At 44.9% G+C, this 25,034-nt stretch carries 27 protein-coding genes and 1 pseudogene; 9 read left to right on the forward strand and 19 right to left on the reverse strand.

The features are described 5' to 3' along the window. Window positions 1–48 precede the first annotated feature (48 nt). Window positions 49–1,263: an MFS transporter gene (locus BW716_RS19065; RefSeq protein WP_235643886.1), complete on the forward strand. Its 1,215-nt coding sequence runs from the start codon at window positions 49–51 to the stop codon at window positions 1,261–1,263. A gap of 224 nt (window positions 1,264–1,487) precedes the next feature. After that, window positions 1,488–1,994: a GNAT family N-acetyltransferase gene (locus tag BW716_RS19070; RefSeq protein ID WP_143708908.1), complete on the forward strand. Its 507-nt coding sequence runs from the start codon at window positions 1,488–1,490 to the stop codon at window positions 1,992–1,994. A gap of 197 nt (window positions 1,995–2,191) precedes the next feature. Here BW716_RS19070 and BW716_RS19075 read toward each other — a convergent pair whose 3' ends face one another. The 5 genes from BW716_RS19075 to BW716_RS19095 form a co-directional block, all read right to left on the reverse strand. After that, window positions 2,192–3,505 carry a Gfo/Idh/MocA family protein gene (locus BW716_RS19075; RefSeq protein ID WP_083724899.1) on the reverse strand — a complete coding sequence of 438 codons (1,314 nt, stop codon included), beginning with the start codon at window positions 3,503–3,505 and terminating at the stop codon, window positions 2,192–2,194. A 40-nt stretch (window positions 3,506–3,545) separates the two neighbouring features. Then, window positions 3,546–4,307 (reverse strand): SDR family NAD(P)-dependent oxidoreductase, encoded by a 762-nt coding sequence (locus BW716_RS19080; RefSeq protein ID WP_083724901.1) that lies wholly within the window; start codon window positions 4,305–4,307, stop codon window positions 3,546–3,548. A gap of 14 nt (window positions 4,308–4,321) precedes the next feature. Continuing rightward, window positions 4,322–4,903 (reverse strand): TetR/AcrR family transcriptional regulator, encoded by a 582-nt coding sequence (locus tag BW716_RS19085; RefSeq protein WP_083724902.1) that lies wholly within the window; start codon window positions 4,901–4,903, stop codon window positions 4,322–4,324. Window positions 4,904–5,026: 123 nt separating this feature from the next. Next, a complete protein-coding gene (locus tag BW716_RS19090) occupies window positions 5,027–6,535 on the reverse strand; it encodes a sigma 54-interacting transcriptional regulator (RefSeq protein ID WP_083724904.1) in 1,509 nt (502 codons plus the stop codon). Between the two features lie 34 nt (window positions 6,536–6,569). Then, a complete protein-coding gene (locus BW716_RS19095) occupies window positions 6,570–7,664 on the reverse strand; it encodes a VWA domain-containing protein (protein ID WP_083724906.1) in 1,095 nt (364 codons plus the stop codon). Window positions 7,665–7,742: 78 nt separating this feature from the next. Here BW716_RS19095 and BW716_RS19100 point away from each other — a divergent pair, with 78 nt between their 5' ends. Then, window positions 7,743–9,140, forward strand: a complete 1,398-nt coding sequence (locus tag BW716_RS19100; protein WP_179091184.1) for a carboxylesterase family protein — start codon at window positions 7,743–7,745, stop codon at window positions 9,138–9,140. Here BW716_RS19100 and BW716_RS19105 read toward each other — a convergent pair. Further along, window positions 9,110–9,823, reverse strand: coding sequence for an alpha/beta fold hydrolase (locus tag BW716_RS19105; protein ID WP_083724910.1), 714 nt, complete (start codon window positions 9,821–9,823; stop codon window positions 9,110–9,112). The genes BW716_RS19100 and BW716_RS19105 overlap by 31 nt on opposite strands. 82 nt (window positions 9,824–9,905) lie before the next feature. Then, entirely contained in the window at window positions 9,906–10,049 is a 144-nt protein-coding gene (locus BW716_RS36810; protein WP_179091185.1) for a hypothetical protein, read from the reverse strand. Between the two features lie 232 nt (window positions 10,050–10,281). Between BW716_RS36810 and BW716_RS19110 the strand changes: the two genes are divergently transcribed. Further along, entirely contained in the window at window positions 10,282–11,373 is a 1,092-nt protein-coding gene (locus tag BW716_RS19110; protein ID WP_220388790.1) for an anaerobic sulfatase maturase, read from the forward strand. Here BW716_RS19110 and BW716_RS19115 read toward each other — a convergent pair. Next, window positions 11,340–11,627: a hypothetical protein gene (locus BW716_RS19115; RefSeq protein WP_083724914.1), complete on the reverse strand. Its 288-nt coding sequence runs from the start codon at window positions 11,625–11,627 to the stop codon at window positions 11,340–11,342. The two genes, BW716_RS19110 and BW716_RS19115, sit on opposite strands and share 34 nt — an antisense overlap. 104 nt (window positions 11,628–11,731) lie before the next feature. Between BW716_RS19115 and BW716_RS19120 the strand changes: the two genes are divergently transcribed. Next, on the forward strand, window positions 11,732–13,318 hold the full coding sequence (locus BW716_RS19120; protein WP_179091186.1) for a T9SS type A sorting domain-containing protein: 1,587 nt from the start codon (window positions 11,732–11,734) through the stop codon (window positions 13,316–13,318). Here the strand turns inward: BW716_RS19120 and BW716_RS19125 are convergent. From BW716_RS19125 to BW716_RS19145, 5 genes are read right to left on the reverse strand one after another with little or no spacing between them, the layout of a single operon-like run. After that, entirely contained in the window at window positions 13,293–13,679 is a 387-nt protein-coding gene (locus BW716_RS19125) for a DoxX family membrane protein (RefSeq protein WP_083724916.1), read from the reverse strand. The two genes, BW716_RS19120 and BW716_RS19125, sit on opposite strands and share 26 nt — an antisense overlap. A 19-nt stretch (window positions 13,680–13,698) precedes the next feature. Further along, a complete protein-coding gene (locus BW716_RS19130) occupies window positions 13,699–14,562 on the reverse strand; it encodes a serine hydrolase (protein WP_083724918.1) in 864 nt (287 codons plus the stop codon). 43 nt (window positions 14,563–14,605) lie between these two features. Beyond that, the gene (locus BW716_RS19135) at window positions 14,606–15,295 is read right to left on the reverse strand and encodes a DUF2461 domain-containing protein (RefSeq protein ID WP_083724920.1); all 690 of its coding nucleotides are present in this window, start codon (window positions 15,293–15,295) and stop codon (window positions 14,606–14,608) included. A 30-nt stretch (window positions 15,296–15,325) separates the two neighbouring features. Then, a complete protein-coding gene (locus BW716_RS19140) occupies window positions 15,326–16,438 on the reverse strand; it encodes a tetratricopeptide repeat protein (protein ID WP_083724922.1) in 1,113 nt (370 codons plus the stop codon). Window positions 16,439–16,460: 22 nt separating this feature from the next. Next, window positions 16,461–17,186: a DUF72 domain-containing protein gene (locus BW716_RS19145; protein WP_083724924.1), complete on the reverse strand. Its 726-nt coding sequence runs from the start codon at window positions 17,184–17,186 to the stop codon at window positions 16,461–16,463. A gap of 100 nt (window positions 17,187–17,286) precedes the next feature. On the opposite strand from BW716_RS19145, the gene BW716_RS19150 reads away from it, so the two are divergent. After that, window positions 17,287–19,671: a discoidin domain-containing protein gene (locus tag BW716_RS19150; protein ID WP_083724926.1), complete on the forward strand. Its 2,385-nt coding sequence runs from the start codon at window positions 17,287–17,289 to the stop codon at window positions 19,669–19,671. A 53-nt stretch (window positions 19,672–19,724) separates the two neighbouring features. Here the strand turns inward: BW716_RS19150 and BW716_RS19155 are convergent, their stop codons facing one another. After that, entirely contained in the window at window positions 19,725–19,946 is a 222-nt protein-coding gene (locus BW716_RS19155; RefSeq protein ID WP_235643888.1) for a hypothetical protein, read from the reverse strand. Window positions 19,947–19,999: 53 nt separating this feature from the next. Between BW716_RS19155 and BW716_RS19160 the strand changes: the two are divergent. Then, a pseudogene (locus tag BW716_RS19160) lies at window positions 20,000–20,652 on the forward strand (suppressor of fused domain protein). Here BW716_RS19160 and BW716_RS19165 read toward each other — a convergent pair. Both BW716_RS19165 and BW716_RS19170 read right to left on the reverse strand, forming a co-directional pair. Further along, the gene (locus BW716_RS19165) at window positions 20,647–21,522 is read right to left on the reverse strand and encodes a hypothetical protein (protein WP_083724928.1); all 876 of its coding nucleotides are present in this window, start codon (window positions 21,520–21,522) and stop codon (window positions 20,647–20,649) included. The pseudogene BW716_RS19160 and the gene BW716_RS19165 sit on opposite strands and share 6 nt — an antisense overlap. 48 nt (window positions 21,523–21,570) lie before the next feature. Then, complete coding sequence (locus tag BW716_RS19170) at window positions 21,571–22,326, reverse strand: AraC family transcriptional regulator (RefSeq protein ID WP_179091187.1); 756 nt, start codon at window positions 22,324–22,326, stop codon at window positions 21,571–21,573. Between BW716_RS19170 and BW716_RS36815 the strand changes: the two genes are divergently transcribed. Beyond that, the gene (locus BW716_RS36815; protein ID WP_179091188.1) at window positions 22,325–22,507 is read left to right on the forward strand and encodes a hypothetical protein; all 183 of its coding nucleotides are present in this window, start codon (window positions 22,325–22,327) and stop codon (window positions 22,505–22,507) included. The genes BW716_RS19170 and BW716_RS36815 overlap by 2 nt on opposite strands. Before the next feature lie 81 nt (window positions 22,508–22,588). Here BW716_RS36815 and BW716_RS36820 read toward each other — a convergent pair whose 3' ends face one another. The 3 genes from BW716_RS36820 to BW716_RS19185 all read right to left on the reverse strand — a co-directional run bounded on the left by BW716_RS36820 (window position 22,589) and on the right by BW716_RS19185 (window position 23,895). Continuing rightward, window positions 22,589–22,783 carry a hypothetical protein gene (locus tag BW716_RS36820; protein ID WP_179091189.1) on the reverse strand — a complete coding sequence of 65 codons (195 nt, stop codon included), beginning with the start codon at window positions 22,781–22,783 and terminating at the stop codon, window positions 22,589–22,591. Window positions 22,784–22,788: 5 nt separating this feature from the next. Further along, window positions 22,789–23,073: a hypothetical protein gene (locus tag BW716_RS36825; protein WP_179091190.1), complete on the reverse strand. Its 285-nt coding sequence runs from the start codon at window positions 23,071–23,073 to the stop codon at window positions 22,789–22,791. A 258-nt stretch (window positions 23,074–23,331) separates the two neighbouring features. Next, a complete protein-coding gene (locus BW716_RS19185; protein ID WP_083724936.1) occupies window positions 23,332–23,895 on the reverse strand; it encodes an alkylphosphonate utilization protein in 564 nt (187 codons plus the stop codon). Between the two features lie 86 nt (window positions 23,896–23,981). On the opposite strand from BW716_RS19185, the gene BW716_RS19190 reads away from it, so the two are divergent. Next, window positions 23,982–24,818: a methylated-DNA--[protein]-cysteine S-methyltransferase gene (locus BW716_RS19190; RefSeq protein WP_083724938.1), complete on the forward strand. Its 837-nt coding sequence runs from the start codon at window positions 23,982–23,984 to the stop codon at window positions 24,816–24,818. The last annotated feature ends 216 nt before the right edge of the window (window positions 24,819–25,034 follow it).

Genomic DNA, 25,034 nt, shown 5'->3' on the forward strand with positions numbered 1-25,034 from the left:
TTACTAATCGAAGCGCCGTTATAAATTTGTGTAATAAATACAAGGATTATGCAAGCGGTAGCAGACGTCGGGGTGTTGAAAATGCGCCCTGAAAGACAAAAAGCGGTGAAAGGATGTTTACGTTATACACGTATCAGGTTCGGTATCTTTTTGTCAGGTTTGTCGGTTTTTGCACAGTTATATTTGTTTCAGCCCATGCTGACATTGTTGTGCAAACAGTTTAACATCACGCCTGCCCATAGTAGTCTGGCAGTATCTGCCTGTACTGTGGGAATGGCCACCGGGTTATTTTTATTTGCCTTTAAAGCCGACCGTTTTCCAAGGAAAAAGCTGATGGTGAGTTCAATGATCATCTCTACCATTCTCACAATTATCTCAGCGACTGTCAGCAATTTTGAATTGCTCATCGCGATCAATTTCCTGAAAGGAATGGTATTATCAGGCGTTTCTGCGGTAGCACTGGCTTATTTATCAGAAGAAGTAGATGCGGGTTCACTGGGTACTTCTATCAGTTTATATCTGGCCGGTAATACCATGGGGGGTATGATGGGACGTGTAGGCGCTACTTTAATGTCAGGCTGGTGGGGATGGCAGTGGGCTACAGTAGGTATAGGTGTAGGCAGCTTATTGTTAGGGCTTGTGTTCGCAGAGGTATTTCCCGAATCCAGACACTTTGCACCAGCCAAAGTAGAGACAAGACGTAAGCTGGAACACATGGGACAGTTTCTCCGTGATCCTTTGATCGTGCGGTTATATTTTGTAGCTGCGTTGATCATGGGTGCATTTGTGAGTGTTTATAATTATTTAGGTTTCCGTTTGGAGGCAGCACCATTTTCATTGCCACATTACCTGATCGCATTTATCTTCCTGATGTATACCACAGGGGTAGCGGGCTCACTGGTAACAGGTAAATGGTCTGACAGGCATCCGGCAGATAAGATTCTCCGTGTGTTTATGTTGTTGCTGGTACCTGGATTATTGTTCCTGCTGACTAAAAGTGTCGGCTTGATAATTATAGGACTTGGCATCTTCACTTTTGCTTTCTTTGGTGCACACACGATGGCGAGCAAAATGGTATCACAACAGGCAAAGCAAGGGAAGAGTACGGCAACTTCTTTATATTGGTTGTTCTATTACCTGGGATCCAGTCTGGTGGGCAGTAGTACAGGTATCGCCTTACAAAAATGGAACTGGGAAGTGTTTATCGGCGTATTGTTTTTGCTGGTATTGGGTTCCCTCTTATTGGTGAAACCTAAAAAATAAATATTATCTACATATTAATTATTTCATACTCTTTCTTTTTTAATTGTTTTTTGTTATATTTGTTACCCTCCCTATTTGTACAGGGAAGTGAGCAGTAAGGCTTTGTGGATGCAAAGGATGCTGACGTTGAGTTAATTGTAAAGTATCAATTTACAGTAATAGATATCAAGCCTTCTGATGCCTCAGGAGGCTTTTGTATTTTTTGTAACCAAACCAAGAAGTGTATGTTGGAAATTGTAGAAGTAACAAAGGAAGATGTAAAAAGACTGAATCAGGTAAAAGGCCTATTCAGAGAGTATGCTAACTGGCTGAGTGTGGATCTGAGCTTTCAGCGTTTTGAAGAAGAATTGAGTAACCTGCCTGAACCTGCTTATGTAGCACCAGAAGGTAGTTTGTTTTTAGCACTGGTAGATGGACTGCCTGCGGGTTGCGTAGCCGTAAGGGCTTTTGAAAATTCAACCTGTGAAATGAAACGCCTCTTTGTAAGAGATGCTTACAAAGGTCATGGTGTAGGGAAAGCCCTGGCAGCAAGTGCCATCGAAGCTGGCCGCAGACTGGGATATAAACGTATTTTGCTGGATACCCTCGCGCACATGCGCCGTGCAATCGACCTTTATACCGGACTGGGATTCAGACCAATTGCCGCTTATTATGACAATCCCATCAGCGATGCAGTATACTTGTCTATGAGTCTTGATACAGAAAGCGAGAGTACAGGTAATGCAGCTTAAGTAGCGCTGCTTTTTATAGTGTAGCACCGGTGGTAATACATGCTCCATGATTGCCAGGTGAACGTTGTGTGATATTTACGCAGTAAAGCGTACCTACCCCCTTGTGTTTTCCATTTTTAGAACTTTGTGAAAGCTGAATGCCAATGGCATAAGGGGGAGGGGTGTGCGTAGCAGGTGAACCTACTACGCACAGTTTTTTAGGAACGTGGCAAATGATACCCGTTATTATAATGGGGCATAATAAGCTTATTTCCGGCCTTTTCATCAAAGCGCTGCTCTTTGGTATTCCAGTGTAGTTTCAAGCCTGTTTTATAGGCTATATTTCCCATTTGTGCCACTTTTGCCACATGTGCTCCCACCTGTATCGGGGCATGCAGGTCTTCCAGTTTCCGGGATTTTATCACCTCGAGGAAATTGGTCGTATGTTTATCCAGACCGTTGTCGACCTTTTCCCTGCGGGGCACTGCGGGCATCTTTTCTTTCCCATCTTCTTTTTCAGGTACGACTTCCCAGCCGCCTCTATCTAAGATTAACGTACCATTATTCCCAATAAAGGCAATGCCATGATCCCTGTTATAAGGGCCGCCATTGATGCCTGTAGCGTGTTCCCACTGGATATTGAAACCATCGAACTGGTAGACGGTGGTGAGAGTATCCGGTGTTTCTGCCGCATCATCAGGGTACGCAAATTTGCCACCGGCAGCCATGATAGATTGAGGATCCGTGGCTTTCATGCCAAGGAGTGCGTAATCCAGTAAGTGTACACCCCAGTCGGTCATTAAACCACCGGCATAATCCCAGTACCAGCGGAAGTTGAAATGGAACCTGTTAGGATTGAAAGGTCTTTTCTCCGCAGGGCCTAACCAGCTGGTGTAATCTACGCCTGCAGGTGGTTCGCCATCTGGTTTGACAGGAATTGAATGCATCCAGCCCATATATGCCCAGGCTTTTACAAGACGGACCTGGCCCAGTGCACCGCTGTGTACAAAAGCGATGGCGTCGTTAAAGTGCTGCATACTGCGTTGCCACTGGCCTACCTGTACTACTCGTTTAGTACGTTCCTGTGCTTCGACCATGGCGCGGATTTCGGATATGGAGTTACCTATGGGCTTCTCTACGTATACGTCTTTGCCTGCGGAAACTGCATCGGTCATTTGCAGACAATGCCAGTGGTCAGGTGTGCCGATGATGACGGCATCGATGTCCTTGTTGTCGAGCAACTGCCTGTAGTCGCTGTATGTTTTGACATGGATACCTTTAGCCGCGAGTTCACCGGCTCTTTTGTCCAGTACGTTTTTGTCTACATCACAGAGGGCGATGCAGTTGGCGACCGGGTTTTTCAGCATGGCTGTCAGGTCAGACCAACCCATACCATTGATACCAATAGCAGCGACGTTGATGCGATCGCCGGGGGCCATAGCACGCAATGTGGATGGGAGGGAAGCGGCCAGTCCGGCACCCGCTACAAGGGTGGACGCCGAACGGATGAATTTTCTGCGGGATGTGTTCATATTGTGGAAATTGAGACAGTATACAAGATATAAAAATATCTTACAAGATTGTATTTAATACACCGCCGTCTGCACGAAGTGCTGCGCCATTTGTAGCAATTGATAACGGAGAGGCCAGGTAGGCGGCGAGTTGCGCGATTTCTGCAGCATGTAAAAATCTTCCCAGCAGAGAACCCGGATTGGTGGTAGCGAAAATATTATCTTTTAATAACGCTACAGGTACGTTTTGTACTGCTGAGATTGATTCTATTGCCGTTTTTACCCCATCGGAATAAGTAGGGCCACCTAAAATTGTATTCACCGTTACTTCCGTACCTTTCGTTAATTGTGCTAATCCGCGGCTAATCGATAACATCGCTGTTTTTGTCATGCCATAATGAATCATATTCGCAGGAATATTTACACCTGATTCGCTACTGATAAAAATAATTCTGCCCCATTTTTTTTCAAGCATAGATGGCATTAATGCACGTGATAATCGTACGCTACTCATCACATTTACATTGAAATAATGCAACCAGTCTTCATCGGTCAGCTCAAAAAAAGATTTGAGCCCAAAGATGCCGACATTATTTACTAAAATATTTACCGGCGGTGCATCTATCGTGGCGATATCTCCTGCAATTCCTGAAACCTTGCCCAGTGGCTGTAACTGCGAAATCGCCTGTTCTAATTTTTCTTTATTTCTGCCATTAATAATTACTGAAGCGCCTTCTTTCAGTAACTGCTCCGCTATGGCAAAACCAATCCCCTGAGAAGACCCGCTGATGAAAGCAGTCTTCCCCTTTAATTGTAAATCCATGTATGTAAGTTGATTTAATTGAGTATTTCCAGTTGCATGTCTATTTGCTTCGCGAGAATAGTATTGTCAGGATACATGCGTCTTGTCACGTTAATTCCGTTCCAGAGCGTGATGAGATAACGGCCAAGTATCGTAGCATCTGTCTGGTTTTTGATGGTGCCGTTCTTTTGTGCAGCTGCAATCGTTTCAGTGAACATTACTTCTACTTCTTTAAGTATCGTCACTGCTTCGCTTTCCAGTTCTTCATCCAGGTTGGCCATTTCCACGACTGTATTGACAATGATGCATCCCTGCATATGTGTTTCCTGATCGGCTGCCGCAATGCTGCGAAAGAAATCTTTGATAAGGTTCAATGGTACAGGAGCTACTTCTAATTCCGCCTTAAATGCAGTAAAAGCCTCCCTGCGCTGCTGTATCGCTTTGCTGAAAAGCTCTTTTTTACCCCCTTTATAAGCATTGTAAAAGCTGCCGGCGCCTATGCCGATGGCCGCTAAAATATCAGGTAGCGAAGTGGCTGTATACCCTTTATTCCAGAATACCTGTTGGGCTTTTGTCAAAGCTTCTCTATTATCGTAAATGGTCGGTCTGCCTCTCATTTGTGATTTTTGTAATGATTGATACAAAAATAGATAATCCTACTTAAAACACCAAAACCCTTCAATTTTACTTACAGCAAAATTGAAGGGGTTTTAGTTATAAGGTTTGCGGCCTGCTATTTTTTAAAAATCTTCAGATTCTTCTTCTTCACCAGCACTTGTGCCAAAATTCATCATGGTTCCCAGTAGATCGCTGAACCTTGTCTCATTTTCCACCACCTTCTTACTGATTAAAGAGTAAGCAGCCAGACCATGCAGCACGAATTCCATCAGCAGCAGCTGTTCCTGTTTATTTGCCTGTGGAAAACGGGCTTTGATCAGTTCTTTCAGCCCATCTACTTTTGTAAGTGCAGTTTCGTATTGCTTATCACTCACATCCTGCAGTAACTGTACAGCATTGCCTTTGTCAAACCACTGAATTACTTGTCTGTAAGGGTTTTCAGCCTGTTGTACCTGTTTGCTGCGCTTCTTGAACGAATCCGGATTCGGGAAGTAAGTAGCGAAAAGTGTACGGATAGATTTGTCCAGCAGATTCACTGCTACCTGCAATGGACCTTCCTGTTCGCCTTCGTACACGAGTTCTATCTTGCCGGTAATAGCAGGAATGATACCCTGTAAATCCGCGATGCGGACAAAAGTTGATTTCTCGCCATTGATGATAGCCCTGCGTTCGCCGGCACTCACTGCATTTTCGTACGCAGCGATGGTAAGACGCGCTGAGACACCTGATTTCTTATCTACATATTCGCTGTTACGTGCTTCAAAAGCCACCTGTTCGATCAAGCGCTTGATCATATCACTGATCTCAACATGTGATTGCTCCGCATGTACATTCGCTTCCTGTTCGGTGATGAGCAGGGAGTTCTCCACGCTCTTTGGATAGTGCGTGATGATCTGGCTTTCGATACGGTCTTTCAGCGGCGTCACGATAGAACCACGGTTGGTATAGTCTTCCGGGTTCGCGGTGAAGATAAAGAGGATATCCAGCGGCATGCGTACTTTGAAGCCACGGATCTGTATATCGCCTTCCTGCAGAATGTTGAACAGGGATACCTGGATACGTGCCTGCAGATCGGGCAATTCGTTGATAACAAAGATGCCGCGGTTAGAGCGGGGAATGATACCAAAGTGGATCACTCTTTCATCTGCGTAGTTCAGTTTCAGGTTTGCCGCTTTGATAGGATCGATATCGCCTACCAGGTCAGCTACGGAAACATCTGGTGTAGCCAGTTTTTCGCCATAGCGGACTTCTGCCGGCAACCATGAGATGGGTGTTGCATCACCGAGTTCAGCGACCAGGTCCCGGGCGTATTTGGAGAGCGGTTCGAATGGACTGTCGTTCACTTCAGAACCTTCCACGATAGGAATGTATTCGTCCAGCAGGGAGATCATCTGGCGGGCCATACGTGTTTTTGCCTGACCGCGCAGACCGAGGAAGAGGATATTGTGCCTTGACAGTAATGCTCTTTCTGTGTCGGGGATGACGGTATCTTCATACCCTATGATACCGGGGAAAGTGATCTCTTTTTGTTGTAATTTTTTTATCAGATTTTGTCTGATCTCTTCTTTGACCGATTTAGGTTTATATCCACTCTTCTTTAACTCACCTAGCGTTCTGATGTTAATATTCATTAATTGATAAGATTTTTACTGATTACAATTGAGTTTACAGCACCTTTCTTTTCCCGTTTTCGAAGTCGAAGAAGAGGAATTGGCCCAGTTTGTCAAGACCAGAGAAGAATGCTTTCCCGTTGTTGGTTTCGGTGAACTCGGTCACGAACTTTTGCAACCACGGGTCAGTCGCTACCATGAAGGTAGTGATGGGGATTTTCAGCTTTTTGCATTGTGCCGCCAGGTTCAGTGTGCGATTCAGAATTTTGCGGTCCAGGCCGAAGCTGTTTTTGTAATATTGTTTGCCGACTTTGAGACAGGTAGGTTTCCCATCGGTGATCATGAAGATCTGTTTGTTGGGATTCCGGCGTCTGCGCAGGATGTCCATGGCCAGTTCCAGCCCTGCTACCGTGTTGGTGTGGTAAGGTCCCACCTGCAGGTAAGGAAGATCTTTGATCTCTATCTGCCAGGCGTCGTTACCGAAGACGATGATGTCCAGTGTGTCCTTGGGATAGCGGGTGGTGATGAGTTCACTCAGTGCCATGGCTACCTTTTTGGCGGGAGTGATACGGTCTTCGCCGTAGAGGATCATGGAATGGGAGATGTCTATCATCAGGGCGGTAGACGTTTGTGTTTTGAAATCCGTTTCCTGTATTTCCAGGTCGTCCTGATGTATGGAAAAGCTCTCGATACCATGATTGATCTGGGCATTGCGGATGGACGCTGTCATGTCGATCTGTTCCAGTGCGTCGCCGAACTGGTAAGGTCTGGAATCGGCGTTCAGTTCATCACCCTGTCCGGATTTACGGGTGTTATGGTTGCCCACGTTTGACTTTTTCAGCTTACCAAAGATTTCCTCGAGGGCACGTTTGCGGATATTCTGTTCGGTTTTTCCGGTGATCTGAATACTGCCGTTTTCTTCGTTTTCGCGGATGTATCCTTTATCCCTCAGTTCCTGTATGAAGTCTCCGATACCGTATTCTTCGTTGGTCAGCTGGTATTCCTTGTCCAGTTCAGTCAGCCATTGCAGTGCTTCGCTGACGTCGCCGCTGGTGTAAGTCAGCAGTTGGGTAAACACGTCCAGTAATTTCTCAAATGGCGATTTTCCCTGCTCGTCGGGTTCAAATTTGGAAAAATGTAAGCCTCTCATAATAGTTCTAAATTAGTGATTTTAGTTGACAGTCAAAGACAGTGACAGGATGTGAAGGATTTTTTTAATTTTATGTTTATGTTAAGAAGAATATTTCCTGCATTGGCACTCATTCTCCAATGCAGCATTTCCACGGCCCAGACAGTTAAAACAACCGGAGGTTACATCAAAGGTATCGAAGAGCAGGGCATCTTCGTATTCAAAGGAATACCCTACGCCAGTGCGGAACGCTTCAAAGCACCCACTCCCAGACCCGCCTGGAAAGACACCCTCTCGTGTACTAATTTTGGCCCGATCGCTCCACAGTGGGATGGTAAAGTAACTGGCGATGAAGATTGCCTGCGGCTGAACCTGTATACACCAGGTGTGAAAGGGAAAAAGCCGGTGGTGGTATGGGTACACGGTGGCGGTATGACAGGCGGTACTGGCATGTGGATGAACGGTCATGCCTTTGCAGATCATGACAGTATCATTACAATCACGATCAATTATCGGTTAGGCGCTTTGGGCTTCCTGTATTTAAAAGATATACCGGGTTATGAAACTGCGGCGAATAATGCCGTGCTGGATCTGGTGGCCTCCCTGCAATGGGTCAAAGAAAACATAGCCGCATTTGGCGGAGATCCGGATCGTGTAACTGTAATGGGGGAATCAGCAGGTGCAAAACTGACCAGTGTTCTGCTGGTGGCTCCTGCTGCCAAAGGCAAATATCAGCAACTGGTACTGGAAAGCGGTGGCGTAAACTGTATAAGGGATACTACTACGGCCAAAGCTATCAGGAAGCGCCTCATGGACACCTTACATATTTCTGATCCCGGACAACTCCTGATCTTATCTGTTAATGACATTATCACTGCACAGGCAAAGGTGTTAAAAGGAGCTTCAGGTACGAATTATTTCGGCCCTATGGCGGATGATAAGATCGTTTTCAGCGATGCGTACAACTGGCTAAAAAAGCACCCTGTAAAAAATGTACGGGTCTTACTCGGCAGCAATAAAGCAGAAGCATTGGTGTTTATGAATATGGACAAGCGACTTTACCACGAGGATAGGCAGGCACTCAGGGATTGGTTTGGTAAAAATGGGGATCTGGTGCAGCTGCCATCGGATACTGCTGGTAAAATACAAACGCTCAGCCGCATTATGTACCAGCTGCATACTTATCGTCTTGCCAATGTACTCAGCGCACAAAAAGCTAACGTATGGCTGTACTCATTCGAACAGCCCAGTCATGGCAACCCCGCTACCCATGGACAGGAGCTGGGATACATATGGGGTAGCCAGCAACCGCTGGATAATCCTTCCTTGCAGAAAACAATTCATACAGACTGGGTGAATTTTATCAAAGGCAAAAGCCCCTGGACAAAATACGATGGTCGAAAGCTTGGAATGATTTACGGGGAGCCTACCCGCGAAGATAAGATCCCCGGTTATGAAGATCCAAACTATCCCGCGATGGGCTTTTTGCTGGATTGATTTGCTGAAATAATGTAAGCGAGTAGTTGCGCATTCACCAGTTCTGCCGGGTGTTGGGTATGGGGTAAAACACCCAAACCTGCATCCGGCAGTAGTTTATAGGTTTGTAGCGTCTCTTCAAAAGACACCATCCGATCGCGGTCTCCTAATAAGATCAATGTAGGGGTAGAGATGTTTTTGTAGTCATCTGGTTGTAATGGATTGTGCGTACCCATAGCCAGCATCATTTCTGCTGTTTTTTTTACAATAATTTTCCAGTCATTCGGCGCATGCATTTTCTCCAGCGCCTTTGCAAACGCTGGTACTTTCGCCAGCATCGTCTCAGGATTGAGCATTTCTGTTTCCTTTTCCGCCGTAGCAGGATCCCAATGGAATTTAGTGCCAAGTGTAATGATCCAGTCCACAAGAGAAGGATGTGCTGCCGCTAAATGCAAGGCAACATATCCTCCCATACTGGCGCCGAAAATCGTGAGATCTTCGAGTTGTTGTGAGCGGATGTGATCTGCTACTGCTTCAGCAAAAAGTGCAATAGAAAATGGTTCCTCCGGTAATGGTTGTCCGCCATGTCCGGGAAAGTCAAATAAGTGGATGGTATAATGTGGTGACAATGCTTCGGCGATCGCCTTTAGCTGCTGTGATGCGCCAATGGCGCCGTGGAGTAATAACAATTGGGGCTTTTTCATGCCTGCAAATATAAAGAAAAGGCCGGAATGCCTACCCAATAAGCATCCCAGCCTTCCGCTAATTATTTAAAGTACAAGACTATTAGTAGCGATAGTAACCGCCGCCACCATGGTAATGATGATGATGTGGAGGACCATAACCAGGACCACGTTCTACCAGACAGCTACTTAAGCTGATTGTACCAATAAATAATGTTGCGATGATGAAATATTTTAACGTTTTCATGATGATTAGGTTTGAATAAACTGTGATCAATAAAGGTTGTTTAAGTTGGCGTCTGCAGGCGTTTTTTTAAACTTCTGATTTAGTAAATGAGAAAAGTGTGCCAGAGTCAAAAATGGATTGTTATTTACTGTTAAAAAGCCTCTAATCCGCTGTGGATGAATGATCGCCGTCATAGTTTACACTCGTTTTTTCTACTACGTTTGCTGTTATGATGCAAATTCCTTTCAATTTAATGGCAAAACCTGCGGGTGCTACCTGCAATCTGCAATGTTCTTATTGTTATTACCTGGAAAATGGCACACCTTATATGGATGATACGGTGCTGGAAGCATACATCCGGAACTATATCCGCGAGCAGCCCAGCCAACAGGTTGATTTTGTCTGGCAGGGAGGAGAAGCAACTTTGCAGGGCATTCCTTTTTATAAAAAAGCCCTGCAGTTACAAAAGCAATACAGAAACGGAAAGGTGATTACGAATTCGTTTCAGACGAATGGTACTTTGCTCACGGATGACTGGTGTCGTTTTTTCAGAGATAACAATTTCCTGGTAGGAATTTCCATTGATGGCCCGGCAGAATTACATGACCCTTACAGAGTGAATAAAGGAGGGAAAGCCACTTTTAAGCAGGTGATGCGGGGATTACAGTTATTACTGAAATATAGGGTAGAATTTAATACGCTGACTGTCGTACACGATTTAAATGCAAAGAAACCGCTGGAAGTATACCGGTTTCTGAAAAGAGAAGGAAGTGAGTACATGCAGTTTATTCCATTGGTTGGCAAGAAAGAAGCTGTGGACCCGCAGGAATTTGGGCGGTTTATGAGCAGCATCTTCGACGAGTGGGTAAAGAGAGATGTGGGCAGGTATTTCGTGCCTGTTTTTGACGCTGCACTGGCGAATGAGGTCGGTGTGCCGGCAGGGAGTTGTGTATTCAATGACTATTGCGGACAATCGATTGTAATCGAGCATAACGGCGATGTATTTGCCTGTGATCATTTTGTGGAGCCGCAGTATAAAGTAGGGAATATATTGACAGGGAGCCTGCAGGAGATGATGCATTCAGAAAAGCAGCAGACTTTTGGCTTAAATAAGTTGAGGCTGCTGTCGGCAGCCTGTGGCAACTGTGATGTCTATAAGTATTGTAGAGGGGAATGCCCGAAGAACAGGCAGTCAGATGGTCTTAATTACCTTTGTAAGGGTTACCGTCTGTTCTTCAGGCATATCCGTCCTTATCTGCAATTTATGGCCAACGAACTGGCCCATCATCGATCTCTCGCGAATGTCATGCGTTATGCTTCAACAGGTTTTCCGCCTCTGAACTGAGGTGGCAACATACTGATTTGCTGACTGATTGTTTCAGCAATATGTCTGCCCTGTTCGCTTAAAGCTGATTCATCATAAGTAGGAGCACTCTCCTTATCTATATCATTTTGAATCATTTCAAATCCTGCCGGGATCTGATGACTGAAATGCTTGTTTGGAGTTACATGATAGACGATGGAATGATCGCGTTGTTCGAATTCCAGGTCCAGCATAAACTGTTGCCCATCTAAGTTAATTGTGATTTGCCTGGTCATATGTTTGAGTTTAGTATAGTAAGGCAAAAGACAGGCCATATGTCAGCAATTCCACAGCAGGAACAGTGGGTATTTTTATAGTCGTGTTTTAACCCACGTTTACTATGAAAAAACTGTTACTCTTTGCATTCTTATGCATTTCCAATGCTTTATTTGCCCAAACATTGTCCTTCCCCGGTGCGGAAGGGTTCGGACGCTTTGCTACCGGTGGCCGGGGAGGTGATGTGTACATCGTGACCAATCTGAACGATAGCGGAAGCGGGTCTTTGCGCGATGCGGTGAGTCAGCCTAACCGGATTGTAGTGTTTGAGGTAGGCGGAATTATTAATATCGATACCCGGATTGTGGTGTCTCAAAACATCACCATTGCGGGGCAGACAGCACCCGGAGATGGGATTGTGGTGTATGGGAATGGCATGTCTTATTCCAATGCCAGTAATACGATTACCCGTTATCTCCGCGTGCGGATGGGGGTGAATGGGGATAGTGGCAAGGATGCGCTGGGGATTGCCAATGGCATCAATATGATCTTTGATCACCTTTCTGTGAGCTGGGGCCGCGATGAGAATTTTTCAATTAATTGGGATAGTAAGAACTCCGAACCCGGGAATATTACCATTCAGCATTCAATTATCGGCCAGGGGTTGTGGAGCCATTCCTGCGGTGGTTTGATCCAGACAAATGGAGGCGTGTCGCTGTATCGCAATTTGTATATAGACAATAAGACAAGGAATCCCAAAGTAAAGGGTAAGAACGAGTTTGTCAATAATATCGTTTACAATTGGGGCGATGGCGGGGCATATATTTTAGGTGATTCAGAAGGAGCTTCCGCCGCAAATATTATCAATAATTTCTTTATTGCAGGACCGGCGGTGAATAATCATACGGCTCCTTTTATAAGGGGAAATCTCAATTTCAGCATGTATGGTGCAGGAAATTATTATGATAGTATACAGGATGGTACGCTGAGTGGCAGGTTGTTGGAGCAGTTTGATTATGGAGTGGGAGACAGGGCGGTAAACTGGATGACGGTGCCGTTTGCATATCCTATTCAGCCGGATAGCGGGAATGTTGTAAGTGCGCAGCAGGCATATAGTATTGTATTGCAAGGCGCAGGGGCGAATATTCCAAAGAGGGATCAGGTGGATTCTATTATGATCAGTGAACTGGCGTCGTTGGGAACCAGTGGAATCACCATTACCACATTTACAAATGAGAACCTGTTGCCTACGGGCGGACCGGGTGTTGTGAATGGTGGCGTGGCGCAGACGGATACAGATAGAGATGGAATACCGGATGCGTGGGAGGTGCGATATGGTTTGAACCCTGACAGTGCAGCGGATGGGAAGACGTTGAATACGGATGGGTATACGAATTTAGAGCACTACATCAATTGCCTGGCGGATGCTTCGCTATTACGAAATATAAAGGTGCCAAATGATGGAGAGAAAGCGTTTTTTAGGGTGTTTCCTAATCCTGCAGCATCTTCAGTGACTGTGCGGGTTGGAGCAAACGCTCCTTTCCTGGTGGAAGTGGTCAATATGAATGGTAAAGTTTTAAAAAGCACAAACAGTACAGGGCCTATTTTTAATATCAGCACAGCGGAACTGCCTTCGGGAAATTACCTGCTAAGAGTTATTTCCATGTCAGGTAAAAATACCCAAATCAGGAAAATCGTCGTAGTGCATTAGTGCTCCATAATACCCAAAGAATTAATACCGGCTGGAAGAACAGTCTTATCAGCCTTAAACTATCTGTATTCAGCCCAAATGCATCCCTGTGATGGATGTACTGTGCGATATTGCCCGGGAATACCAGTACAAAGAATAGCGCAATCAGCCAGCCTACCTGTACGCGGTATTTCCGGACAAATATCAGGGCAAGGCCGATCAGAATTTCTACTACCCCAGAGAGCAGTACCACTAAATCTGCATTCAATGGCACAAATGAAGGCACCTGTGCCTGGAATTCATATCGGGCGAAACTCAGGTGGCCAACACCTGCGAAAATCAGAAATAAGCCAAGTAAAATGCGAAATATATTACGGATCATGTTTTTTGTAGTCTAAATATCATGCCTTTTTATTTTCAAAGTATTCCCACAGGTATTTGGAGACTTTCCTGATCAGGATAGACGCTTCATTGTCATCCGTCCAGCTTTTGTCGGCAATATTCTTCGTACCGATATAGAAAGCATATTCTCCATGTGGGGCATTCACATATACGACTTCCGATCTGGATTCGTCTACTGCGCCCGATTTGTGAGCAGCCTGTACATATGGAGGAATGGCGGAGATAGCCCCTTCGTCATAATAAGGATGGGTCATGAGCCGGTACATTCTTTCAGAAGCGGATTTACTGATGATTTCTCCATTGCGGATTTTGATCATCAGGGTGGTCATCTCACGGGGAGTTGTCATGCCCCAGCCGTAGATTTTCCATATTTCCTGTCTGCCGGCTGTACGGGAGTTCACTTTTGTGACGTGCAGACCGTACTGCTCCATGAGCTGGTTAATACGTTCGCCACCGCCGGCGAGGGCCTGGTTCCATAGGGAAGCCGTGTTGTCACTGTACGACATCATGAGGGCGAGGAGAACGCTTAGTTCTGTGTCTGAACTGTCTTTAAAATATTGCATAATACCGGAGCCTCCGTATTTGGCGCTGTCCCTGTATATGAGTGGCTGGTGGTATTGGAGTTCCCCTTTCTCTATCTTGTCAAATACGCCTACCAGTATAGGCACCTTTACGATGCTGGCGGTAGGGAAGATGCTGTCTGCATTGATCTCGGCGTAGTGGCCGGTTTTCAGGTTACGGACATAAATACCTACATCCCCATGAAAACCGGAGATCACATCGCGGAGGCCTTTTTCCAGCTTTGGGTCGTGCTGGGCGAAGGCGAGAGTTGGGAGCAAAAGCGCAAGAAAGAAATACTTCATATTGGTAAGATAAAAAATCTTACCGAATTACAGTAGTCCTGAATTATTCCCCGTTGCTATTAGAGGTCAGTACCTCGCTCATATAATCAAAAAACGGGCGCATCGCCTTATATGTTTTATTGGCTTCTTCCAGGAAAGATGCTTCCATTACTTCCTCATCCGTAAATCTCCTGATCAACAGATATTGTTTATACCTCAACAGATCTATGGCTTCATGGTCTGCAGGATAACCTTTTGGAGCCGTCTTTAACTGCTCCCCTTGTAATGTACCAAAAGCAGAAGTGAATGTTTTACTGTGTATGATTTTTTGCAAGGGCGCAGGATCAAAGGCGATGTCGTCCCTGATCAGTTTCAGATCAGCCGGTACAGGGGCAAAGAATCCACCTGCTACAAAGCTATTCCCCTTTTCTATATGAAAATAATACCCACCCCTGCGCTGTTTTGTCGCACGTTTAAAGCTACCACTCCAATGTGTTTTGTAAGGTGTTTTATCCTGGGAAAAGCGGGTATCCCTATAAATGCGGTAAAGGCTTTTTTTACCGGATGGGGTTTCAATCAGGTCGTGTACATTCATTTTAGCCAACAGGGCTTCAGCAAAGTTTTCAATATGCAGCAGCTCCTGCTGGTAAGTTATTTTATGCTCATTAAACCATTCGCGGTTATTATTCTTTCTTAATTTCTCCAGAAAATCGTATCCGGATGCAGGTATGATCACCTGTGATTGTTTTGCCATGACAATGAAAATTGAATGGCAAAGATAATCCTAATGAGCACTACCTGCTACAGCTTGTTTTTTATTATCCAGTATTTTCAGCACGGCCGTTTTCAGTTCTTCATACTGCGTATTGTCATCGAATCTCAGGCCGTAGTTGGTATGGCCATCGTTATCTGTTCCGCAGAGTATATAAGGTTTGCTTTCTTCAATAGGAAGAGCATATTCTGTCTGGATCGTCCTTTCAACGGAGTCAGGATGATCCATGATAGTAAAAATGATCTTGTTATAAATTTTGTCGGATGTACCATGCTCATATCTTTCATATACAACCACGTTCTTCTTATTCCATTTAAAGTAGTCAATACAAAACCTGTCATTCAGCTCTCCGTCCAGGTTACCGTCCCGCTGTGCCGCGTACAATTTCGCCTTGTATCTGTCGCCTGTTATATAATCCTTATCCTGATAGCAGATCTGGACCATTTTGGTCATCGCTATGTAATTCGCTGTGTCTATTTCCAGCAATTCCTGCACTACCGGCAAGGCCAGCTCATGTCTGCCTTCTTTGATTTCAAGATCACAGATGCCGATGCAGGCCGTCTGGTAGTCCTCCCCATCCTTGGCCAGTTTATCTTTCACCTTGTAATAAACAGCCAGCGCTTTTTCATTATCATGCTGTTCAGAATAAATCTGGCCTATCATGACATTGGCATGGCCGTCGTCATCGGGTAGTTCGCTTGCTTTTGTTAACATATCCAGCGCCTGGGGAATTTTATTTAACCCACGATAGGCAATACCCAATCCTACATAGTTGCGGGCACTGACATCGCAGTCCTGTGCCTTTTCGAATACGGGAATCGCCTCTCTGTATTTTTGCCTCAGATTGAGCATAGTGCCTTTCAGGTAATAGGAGCGGGGATCTTTCGGTGCTTTGGCACTGGCCTTGTCAAAGATGGTGATCGCCATATTGTCCTGTGATAACATTTGATAAGCGATACCCAGGTAATTCAATGCGGAAGCTGATAAGGTGTCAGGCACTGTGGTGACAGTGATTATGTCCTGCCAGTTTTCTGTCCGGGCCAGCCTTTTAAAGAGGACACTGTCCTGGGCGTGACTTTGGTACAGGGCGCAACAGCAACAAATGGTTGCGATAAATTTTTTCATATATAGGGATATTTTTTTCCGTTTAACCGATCAATGCATTCAATGTCATCAGATTAGTAATTGCATCCCCGATGGTGTTATTGAAATACACATACACCTCTTTTCCATCTCTCATCCATTCTTTGATCTGTAAAGCTTGTTGTTCCAGCTGTGCATGGGTATAACCTCCCTTATAGTCGCCAGCCGGACCGTGAAACCGAAGATAAACAAAATTGGCTTTGTTATTTAACCGGGTATTTTTTGATTTCGGAATATCGTGCAGGACTACACTGGCGCCGTATTCGTCGGCCAACTCAAACGTTTCGCTGATATACCAGCTGGAATGTCTGAACTCCAATGCTACTTTCCATTCTGAAATCAGCGACAGCAGAGATTCTACCTGGCTAAAGGCGTCGATGGTCAGGGAGGGAGGAAACTGTACCAGCAAACAACCTTTCTGATCCCCTGCCTGATCAATGACAGTCATGAAATTTAACACATCTTTGGGATTAAATGCGAACCCTTTTACATGGGTAATTTCCTGCCATAATTTGTAGGTAAATACGAAATGAGGAGGTACTTCTTCCGTCCATTTTTTTACCGTACTACCTTTAGGTACTTTATAGAATGAGCTATTGATTTCAATGCTGTTAAACAAACTGGAATAGTAAGTAAGCCGGCTCTTATCCCGGTACTCCGGCGGGAAAGCAGCTTTGTTGGGAACAGGCAGTACAAGCCCGCTGGTGCCCGATTTATACAGGCTATTCATATTAATATCTGATTTGATAATACATTATAAACAATTATATTTGAATCATGCCTATGTTCATCAATTTCCCTCATTCAACAGAAAAACCATTAAACATCTCATGATGCAAAAACTCAAAGTAATCATTCTTTTATTCCTCGTCATGCTCTCTGTGAAATGCTTCTCACAGGTATCATGTTACAACATCGTAGGGTATTACCCTTCGTGGGTAGCCGGAGGTAGTTACTACATCAACAGCCCTTCGAAGATCGACTATACCAAATACACGCATATTATGTATGCTTTTGCCATTCCGGGCACCGATGGTAAAATTGGTGCTGTAGACAATAGCTCTTCATTGACCGACCTTGTGACACGTGCACATGCTGCCAATGTAAAAGTGTTGTTGTCTATCGGAGGCTGGCTGGATTCTTCACCCAGCAACACGCCATTCGAAACCATCTCCGGTAATAGCACTTATATCAATAACCTCGCCACGGCCTGCGGAAACCTGATCACCCAGTACAACCTGGACGGCATTGACCTGGATTGGGAATACCCTACTACCAAGGCTAAGTGGAATGCACTGGCGACGGCCCTGGGTACTAAGATCCACGGCATGGGCAAACTGTTTACCGCCGCGGTTTCCGAGAGTGCAGCCAACAATGGTGATCACTATGATGACGTCTCCATGCTGGATCTCGTGAACATTATGTGCTATGGTAATTACAGTCTGGCCAGCAGCTCTGTGTCTTACTGGACATCAAGGGGCGTACCGCAAAGCAAACGCATGCTGGGCGTACCTTTTTATAGTTCAGACAATAATACGGCAGAGCATATTCAAAAGGCGACCTTAGCAAAGTCTCATGGTGGGATTATGATCTGGGATATTGCTACCGAATATGGTGATATCAATTCTATTTACAGCACCTTAGGTACCGTCTGTTCTGGTAGTACACCTGTGCCGCAGAACCTGGCCAAAGGCAAAACAGCCATAGCTTCTTCTGTAGAAACCAGTACGACCTATGTAGCTGGTAATGCTACTGATGGCAGTTACACCACCCGCTGGTCCTCGGCCTATAGCGATCCGCAATGGGTGTATGTAGACCTGGGTGCGAATTATGACATCAACGAAGTAAAGATCACCTGGGAAACTGCATCTGCTACTGCATATCAGATACAGGTTTCTGCGGATGCGAATACCTGGACAACGATTAAATCTGTAAGTGGCAATATCACGCTGACCAATGATGTAACAGGTCTCAGTGGCACCGGCCGCTATGTACGCATTTACGGTACGGCCAGATCTACCGCTTATGGCTACTCTATCTATGAACTGGAAGTATATGGTAGTGCTGCGCAAAGCCCGTATGGTGGCAGCGCATGGACCATTCCCGGCAAGATTGAAGCGGAAAATTTTGATAATGGCGGCGAAGGGGTCGCGTATCATGACTATGATGCAGGCAATACACAGGGACAGTATAGAACTACTGAAGATGTCGATATTGAAAGCTGTACGGATGTTAACGGCGGCTATGACGTGGGGGCATTGCACACGACTGAATACCTGGAATATACGGTTAATATTATCCAGGCTGGTGTATATACCTTCCAGGCGCGGGTTGCCACCACTGCAACCGGCAAGGCTTTCCATGCTGAACTGGATGGACAGAACTTTACTGGTACGATCAGTGTACCTACTACTGGTGGCTGGCAGACATGGACTACCGTGAATGTGACTACGCCGGTGCTGACCACGGGTAAAAAGGTGCTGAAAGTCTATATGGATAGTGATCAGTTCAACCTGAACTGGGTTAACTTCGTCTTACAGGCTGAAGATTTAGCCGCAGGTAAAAAGGCAGTTGCTTCTTCTATAGAGACAGCTGATTTTCCTGCAATTTATGCATTTGATGGAAATGATTCGACTACCAGATGGTCATCTGCATTCAAGGATAGCCAATGGGTAAGGGTAGACCTGGATACGGTGCGTTCTGTGTCAGAAGTGGTGCTCAAATGGGAAGCCGCGTATGCGACCAGCTATCGTATTGAGAAGGCTTTAGATACGCTTAACTGGACAGTACAAAAAGTCGTGACGAATGGTACAGGGGGCACGGAAACCGTTAGTTTCCCGGCAGTAAATGCCCGATACGTACGTGTATATGGATTGAAACGTGCTACGGTTTATGGCATTTCATTGTGGGAAGTTGTGATTCATGGAGGTGATGCGACTGCCGCAACTACCGCATCTGCAAAGAAAACCACAACAGCAGTTGTTGATTTCTCACTAAACATTTCTCCAAATCCAACATCGAACATCCTCAACGTACAGGTACAAGGTATTAAATCACCTACCGTACTGCGCGTATACAGTATGAACGGACAAGCCATGTATACCACACTCCTGAAACAGGATGTAAACCAGCTGCAACTAGACGTTTCAGGATGGCCTAAGGGGATTTATATCATATCCGCTGGCGGTCAGTCACACAAGATTATTGTACAATAAAATTGTGTGAACATAGGTTAATACCGTCCCGGTGATGATGCCGGGACGGTTTTTTATTTTAATTCGATTGCCCTGACTGCACGTACTTCTTTCAGGAAATACTGATCGTGCGAAATGACGATCAATGTGCCATCGTAAGCATTGATGGCAGCTGTGAGAATGTCTACATTCTGAATATCGAGGTTGTTCGTCGGTTCATCCAGAATGATCATATCAGGTGCTTGCTGATCGATGGTCAGACAGCAAAGCAGCAGGCGCATTTCTGAAATTGACACCTTGCGTATTAATGAGGAGTTTACCTTTGTGCAAATTGGCATTCTTTATTTTTATGACACCAGAAGCGTATAAAAGTTTGTTTACCGAGGACGATACTGTTGGTTGGACGGCCATTGACAATGTGTTTGATAAAATTTACCCAGGTCAGGAACCAGCACATTATGCCCCACCGTTACACTATGCAGCAGGTGGAGAAGATCCACTTGATGGCACAAGTATTTACAAAAGCAATCAGCAGGAAGAACATTTTCATATAGTGAGTTATGGTTTTTCTGAATTGTATTATAACGAAAAAGCCGCAGGTGGTGAATTCAGCAAATGGGGGTTTGAACTGACTATGCGTGTAACGCCATTTGCGGGTGATCCGGACAAGCCAACCTGGGTGATAAATATGATGAACAACCTGGCCCGCTATGTATTTACTTCCGGTAATTGGTTTGAGGAATTTCAGTATATTCCAGCTAATGGGCCTATCCGTCTTGAACGGATACAGATATTACTGGTCTGGCTTTTATCAAAGACCCGGAAGCAGATCGTATAGATACATCGAATGGTGAGGTCACCTTCCTGCAAATAGTAGGAATTACCACAGCTGAGCTTGAGCGGATTCAAAAATCCAATACAAGAACAGCTGTGGAGGAAGTACTGACAGAATTAGCTAAGACTAATCCTTTGCTGATAACCGATTTGGAAAGACGGTCATAACCGGATCATGTCAAGATGCACAGAATCCTTTTCCAGTGTGCCTGTTATTGTAAGATGATCCATCTCTTTTTTAATAATACCTTGTAAGGGCCCAGCAATGAGCGTATCCCCCCGGTACTGATATTTACCAGTGTATCGGTGGTTTACATCGCCCCATTGCAGGGTTACATCATTAAAATGTTCTAAATACACGGTGGTGAGCGCATGATTTTCCACCTTATACTTGCCTGTAATGGATGGGTTTTTGTCTGTAGAAGGAGCAGTAGCGACTAACAAAAATGGAAGTACTGCCGCCGCAAGCACAATATAAATATTGCATTCATTTTTTTGAAAAAATACCTGCTTTAACTGATAATAATACCCCGCTAGCAGATAGATGACTCCGGCAAATAAAATAGTTGCGTGAAGCAACGCTCCCACGCCAATCTGGTAAAAAACATCTATCATCATGATATTCAATAAGACAGGTAGTAGCATAATCAATCCCAATAGCCGGGTCTTTCTGAATAACAACAGGAAGGAACAGATAATCTGGGTCAGCGCAATGGCTACCATATAGGGGTAAGAATACTGGAAATACGCCCAGTTAACCGTATCGGCAGGCAGGGAACTAAATGGCATGTCGAGTACCGATTGGGGAACATTGGCCTGTTGGTGAAAGAGTTTTTGCCAGCCAAAAACGATCAGGTCAAATGAGATGGCAAAGCAGATCCATTGTTTCGATGGTTTAATGATTATTATAATAGTAATCAATGCTGTCAATCCCCATATCCAGGGCATCGGTAAAAAGTCAAAATACCTGATGGCAATCCGGCTAAAAACTGCCACGGCCAATAATCCACTTAGGATAGAAAGCAAAATTTTTCTCATGGTTTTTTTCACAATACTACCATGGAGCGCGGGTGCTGGCGTTCCGAACTATATTTCCGAACCACTTTTTTTCCAGTCTGAAGGGGATAGACCAGTCGCTTTTTTGAAGGTGGTATTGAAGGTGGTCTTGGAATTAAAGCCTGCTTCAAAGGCAATTCCCAGTATGCTCAGGTGGGCATGTTTTTCAGAAAGCAGGAGCTGCTTAGCCAAGGTGATTCTGTAGGTATTGATGAATTGATTGAAGTTCTGGCCATAGCCGTTGTTTAATAATGCGGACAGGTCATGGACACTTATTCCCATTTTTTCGGCCAATAAGGGCAGGTTAAGGTCACTGTCTGTAAAAACCCTGTGTCTGGTCATTAAATCCTCCAGACGGGCTTTTAAATCATCAGCAATGGGAGCCTGAACCGGACGTGGCTGATAATCCTTTTGCCGGATAGCCAAAAATCCAATTCCGAAAATGGTCACCACCACCGCGTATTGATTAAGACCGCTGAACCAGATGAGCATCAGGCAGCAGATGCTCCATAGCAAATACCTGAGCCAGGGCATGTACATCGGGTACTTCATAAGGCGGTAGATAGACAGAGAGACGTATATGAATAACTGTATCTTTATAATCCGGCCCATGATCCAGCCCAAAATGGGTGAGTAGGGTGCAGGTAAGGAAAAGAGATGTTTGTTGTAAATGATTTCAGGTACAGTGAAAATAAAAAACAACCCTGCCGGTAAGAAATGCCAGTAAGCAGCTTTCTTGCCCCCCCTTGTATAATGTAGTACGCAAAGATAAAGTGCTGGCGCCATGGCAAACCGGGTAAGCTCAGTTAAAGGTATCCACCTGGTTGGGACGATCATAGAGGCGATACCACATCCTACACATAAGAAAAAAGCCCCCAGCCAGCGATTTGCCGGCACATTTATCTTCTCTGCGGTACTGATCAGTAAAAAGGACAGTAAAAATATACTGCCACAGGTTAGCGCATAAATCATACTTCAATTTACAAAAAAAGCGTCTGCAAAAATATGCAGGCGCTTTTTCAAAACTACAACAGTATATTGGTTCCTATTATTTGATACTCACCAGCACTTTAATAACACCTGTTCCATTGCCATCAAAATTGGCCAGTGCCTTACCAATCACCTGTCCGTGTTCCACCTTGTCAATATCAGCTTTCATAGCATGACCCGCTTTGCTGGAAGTTACCAGCAGATCGCCACGTTTAATAGCCCCATTTTCACTGCATCCCTTGGTTGGAATCACACCAATCACCCCATTGGTACTTTGTCGGTCAGTTCACCTTTTAATTCCTCGTCTTCGGTGAGTAGCACACCTGGTTTGGTGGCATACACACCAACGACGAGCGTAGAGTATGGTTCGGAAGAAAGGGCAACAGTGCGGTCATCTTCAGTAGCACTGTAAGAAGAAATTTTACCTTCTATAGCAAAAGCTCCTGCTGCGTCAGCACCACTTGTTTGTGTACCACCATTGAAGAAACCACGGCCGGCTTTGTTCACGCGGGCCACGTTGCTACCGGCAAGCTGCAGGATCATGAGATTGCCGCTTGCGCTAGTGTGGTTGACGAGGATATGGTTGATAGAATCCGATGCTAATTCATTTACTAACTGCAACTAAATGCAAATATGTCACAAATGTCTGTTGGGGGCAATATTCAATTCTTACATGGCGGTAATCATTTTTTAAATGGCAGGCAAGGGAGGACAATTGGTTGTGATGTAATACAAACAGAGGGGTGGGATAATTGTTTTATATTAATAAAAAAAACCTGCGAAATTCCGCAGGTTTTTCATTTATGATTTACGAACATATTTCGTAAGGATCACAATGGTTTGTTCATTGATCTTTCCTTCTATCTGTTCGGGATTGTCGCTGACTAATCTGATTTTACGTACAATCGTTCCTTTGGGGGCCATAAAGTTGGCGCCTTTTACATTCAGGCCCTGTGTCAGTACCACGGTATCGCCGTGTTCCAGTTCAGTACCATTGCTGTCACGATGAACGGCTTTTACTTCGAATGCGCTCAGTGCCCAGTGGCTCACTGATTCATCTATTTCTACTCCATTTATGATTTCGGCTGCCCATTCCTGGTCTTTGTGTTTGTATAGCAGGCGATAACTCAGGGCCTGTACGCTGGGCTCCGGATTCCATATACTACCAGCCAGTACATGCCAGTGCATAGCTGCTGTTGCATCTTCCATGGCGGCAGCGCAGGTGTTGCAAATCGCCACTTCATTTTCAATTGCATCATTGTTTTTGGGACTCACTGCAAAGGCTATCGAGGCATCTTCACCCGTGCACAGTTCACATGTGCCGTTACTGCGCTCCCTTAATGCAGGCGTAATAGTTGTACTCATAAATGGTTTATTTTCTATATAAAAGGTGCAAAGATAAACGCATATTTCGGATTTTCTGTATTGACAGGAATCAGGACATTTGTATTATGAAAATACAGGAGCATATTAATTATTCCCGGATTGCAGAGGCAATTGACTATATCAGGAACCATTTCCGGGAGCAACCGAACCTGGACGCGGTAGCAGAAAGTGTGCACCTGAGTCCGGCGCATTTCCAGCGAATGTTTACGGAATGGGCAGGCACAAGTCCCAAGAAATTTCTGCAATACATCAGTCTGGAATATGCCAAGGGGATGCTGAAGGAAACGACTATTTTTGATACCGCCTATGAAACCGGGCTGTCGAGTACCAGTCGTTTACATGATTTATTTATTGGGATTGAAGGTATGACCCCGGCTGAATATAAGCATGGCGGTAAGGATCTGTTGATCAATTATAGTTTTGCTGAGAGTCCGTTTGGAAGTCTGATTGTAGCGTCTACGCCAAAGGGTGTTTGTTATATGGCATTTGATGCGGACGAAGTGCGGGCGTTGGAAGATCTTAAAGTGAAATTTCCGAATGCTGCTTTTGTACGCAAACTGGATTTGTTGCAACAAAATGCATTGTTCATTTTTCAGCATGACTGGACTAAACTACCAGAGATTAAATTACACCTGCGGGGAACGGATTTTCAACTGAAGGTATGGGAGAGTTTATTGAAGATACCTTTAGGAAAACTGTCTACCTATGGTGCGATCGCTGCCAATATCGGGAATCCGAATGCATCGCGGGCAGTGGGAACAGCCATTGGCAATAATCCAGTAGCATATTTAATTCCCTGTCACAGGGTGATACAATCCAGTGGTACATTCGGGGAATATATGTGGGGGAGCACGCGAAAAACGGCGATCATAGGCTGGGAAGCTGCGAAGGCAGGGTTATAGGTACAACTTTCTCCGGGAATGCCGCTTTCATTAAATTCCAGTTCTTTAATTTTTAAAGAGGTCGTGATACGGTTGATGTCCTTTTCCTTTTTATAGGTTCACCCGTATGACCGTAGAAGTGATATTTGAAGATCACATAGTGTAATAAAGGTCAACTAACCTGAAGGGTAACAAAATCTTTTCGTAAATATCTGAATATATTGAGAGTCGCATGGC

Source organism: [Flexibacter] sp. ATCC 35208 (assembly GCF_001975825.1).
GTDB lineage: Bacteria > Bacteroidota > Bacteroidia > Chitinophagales > Chitinophagaceae > Chitinophaga.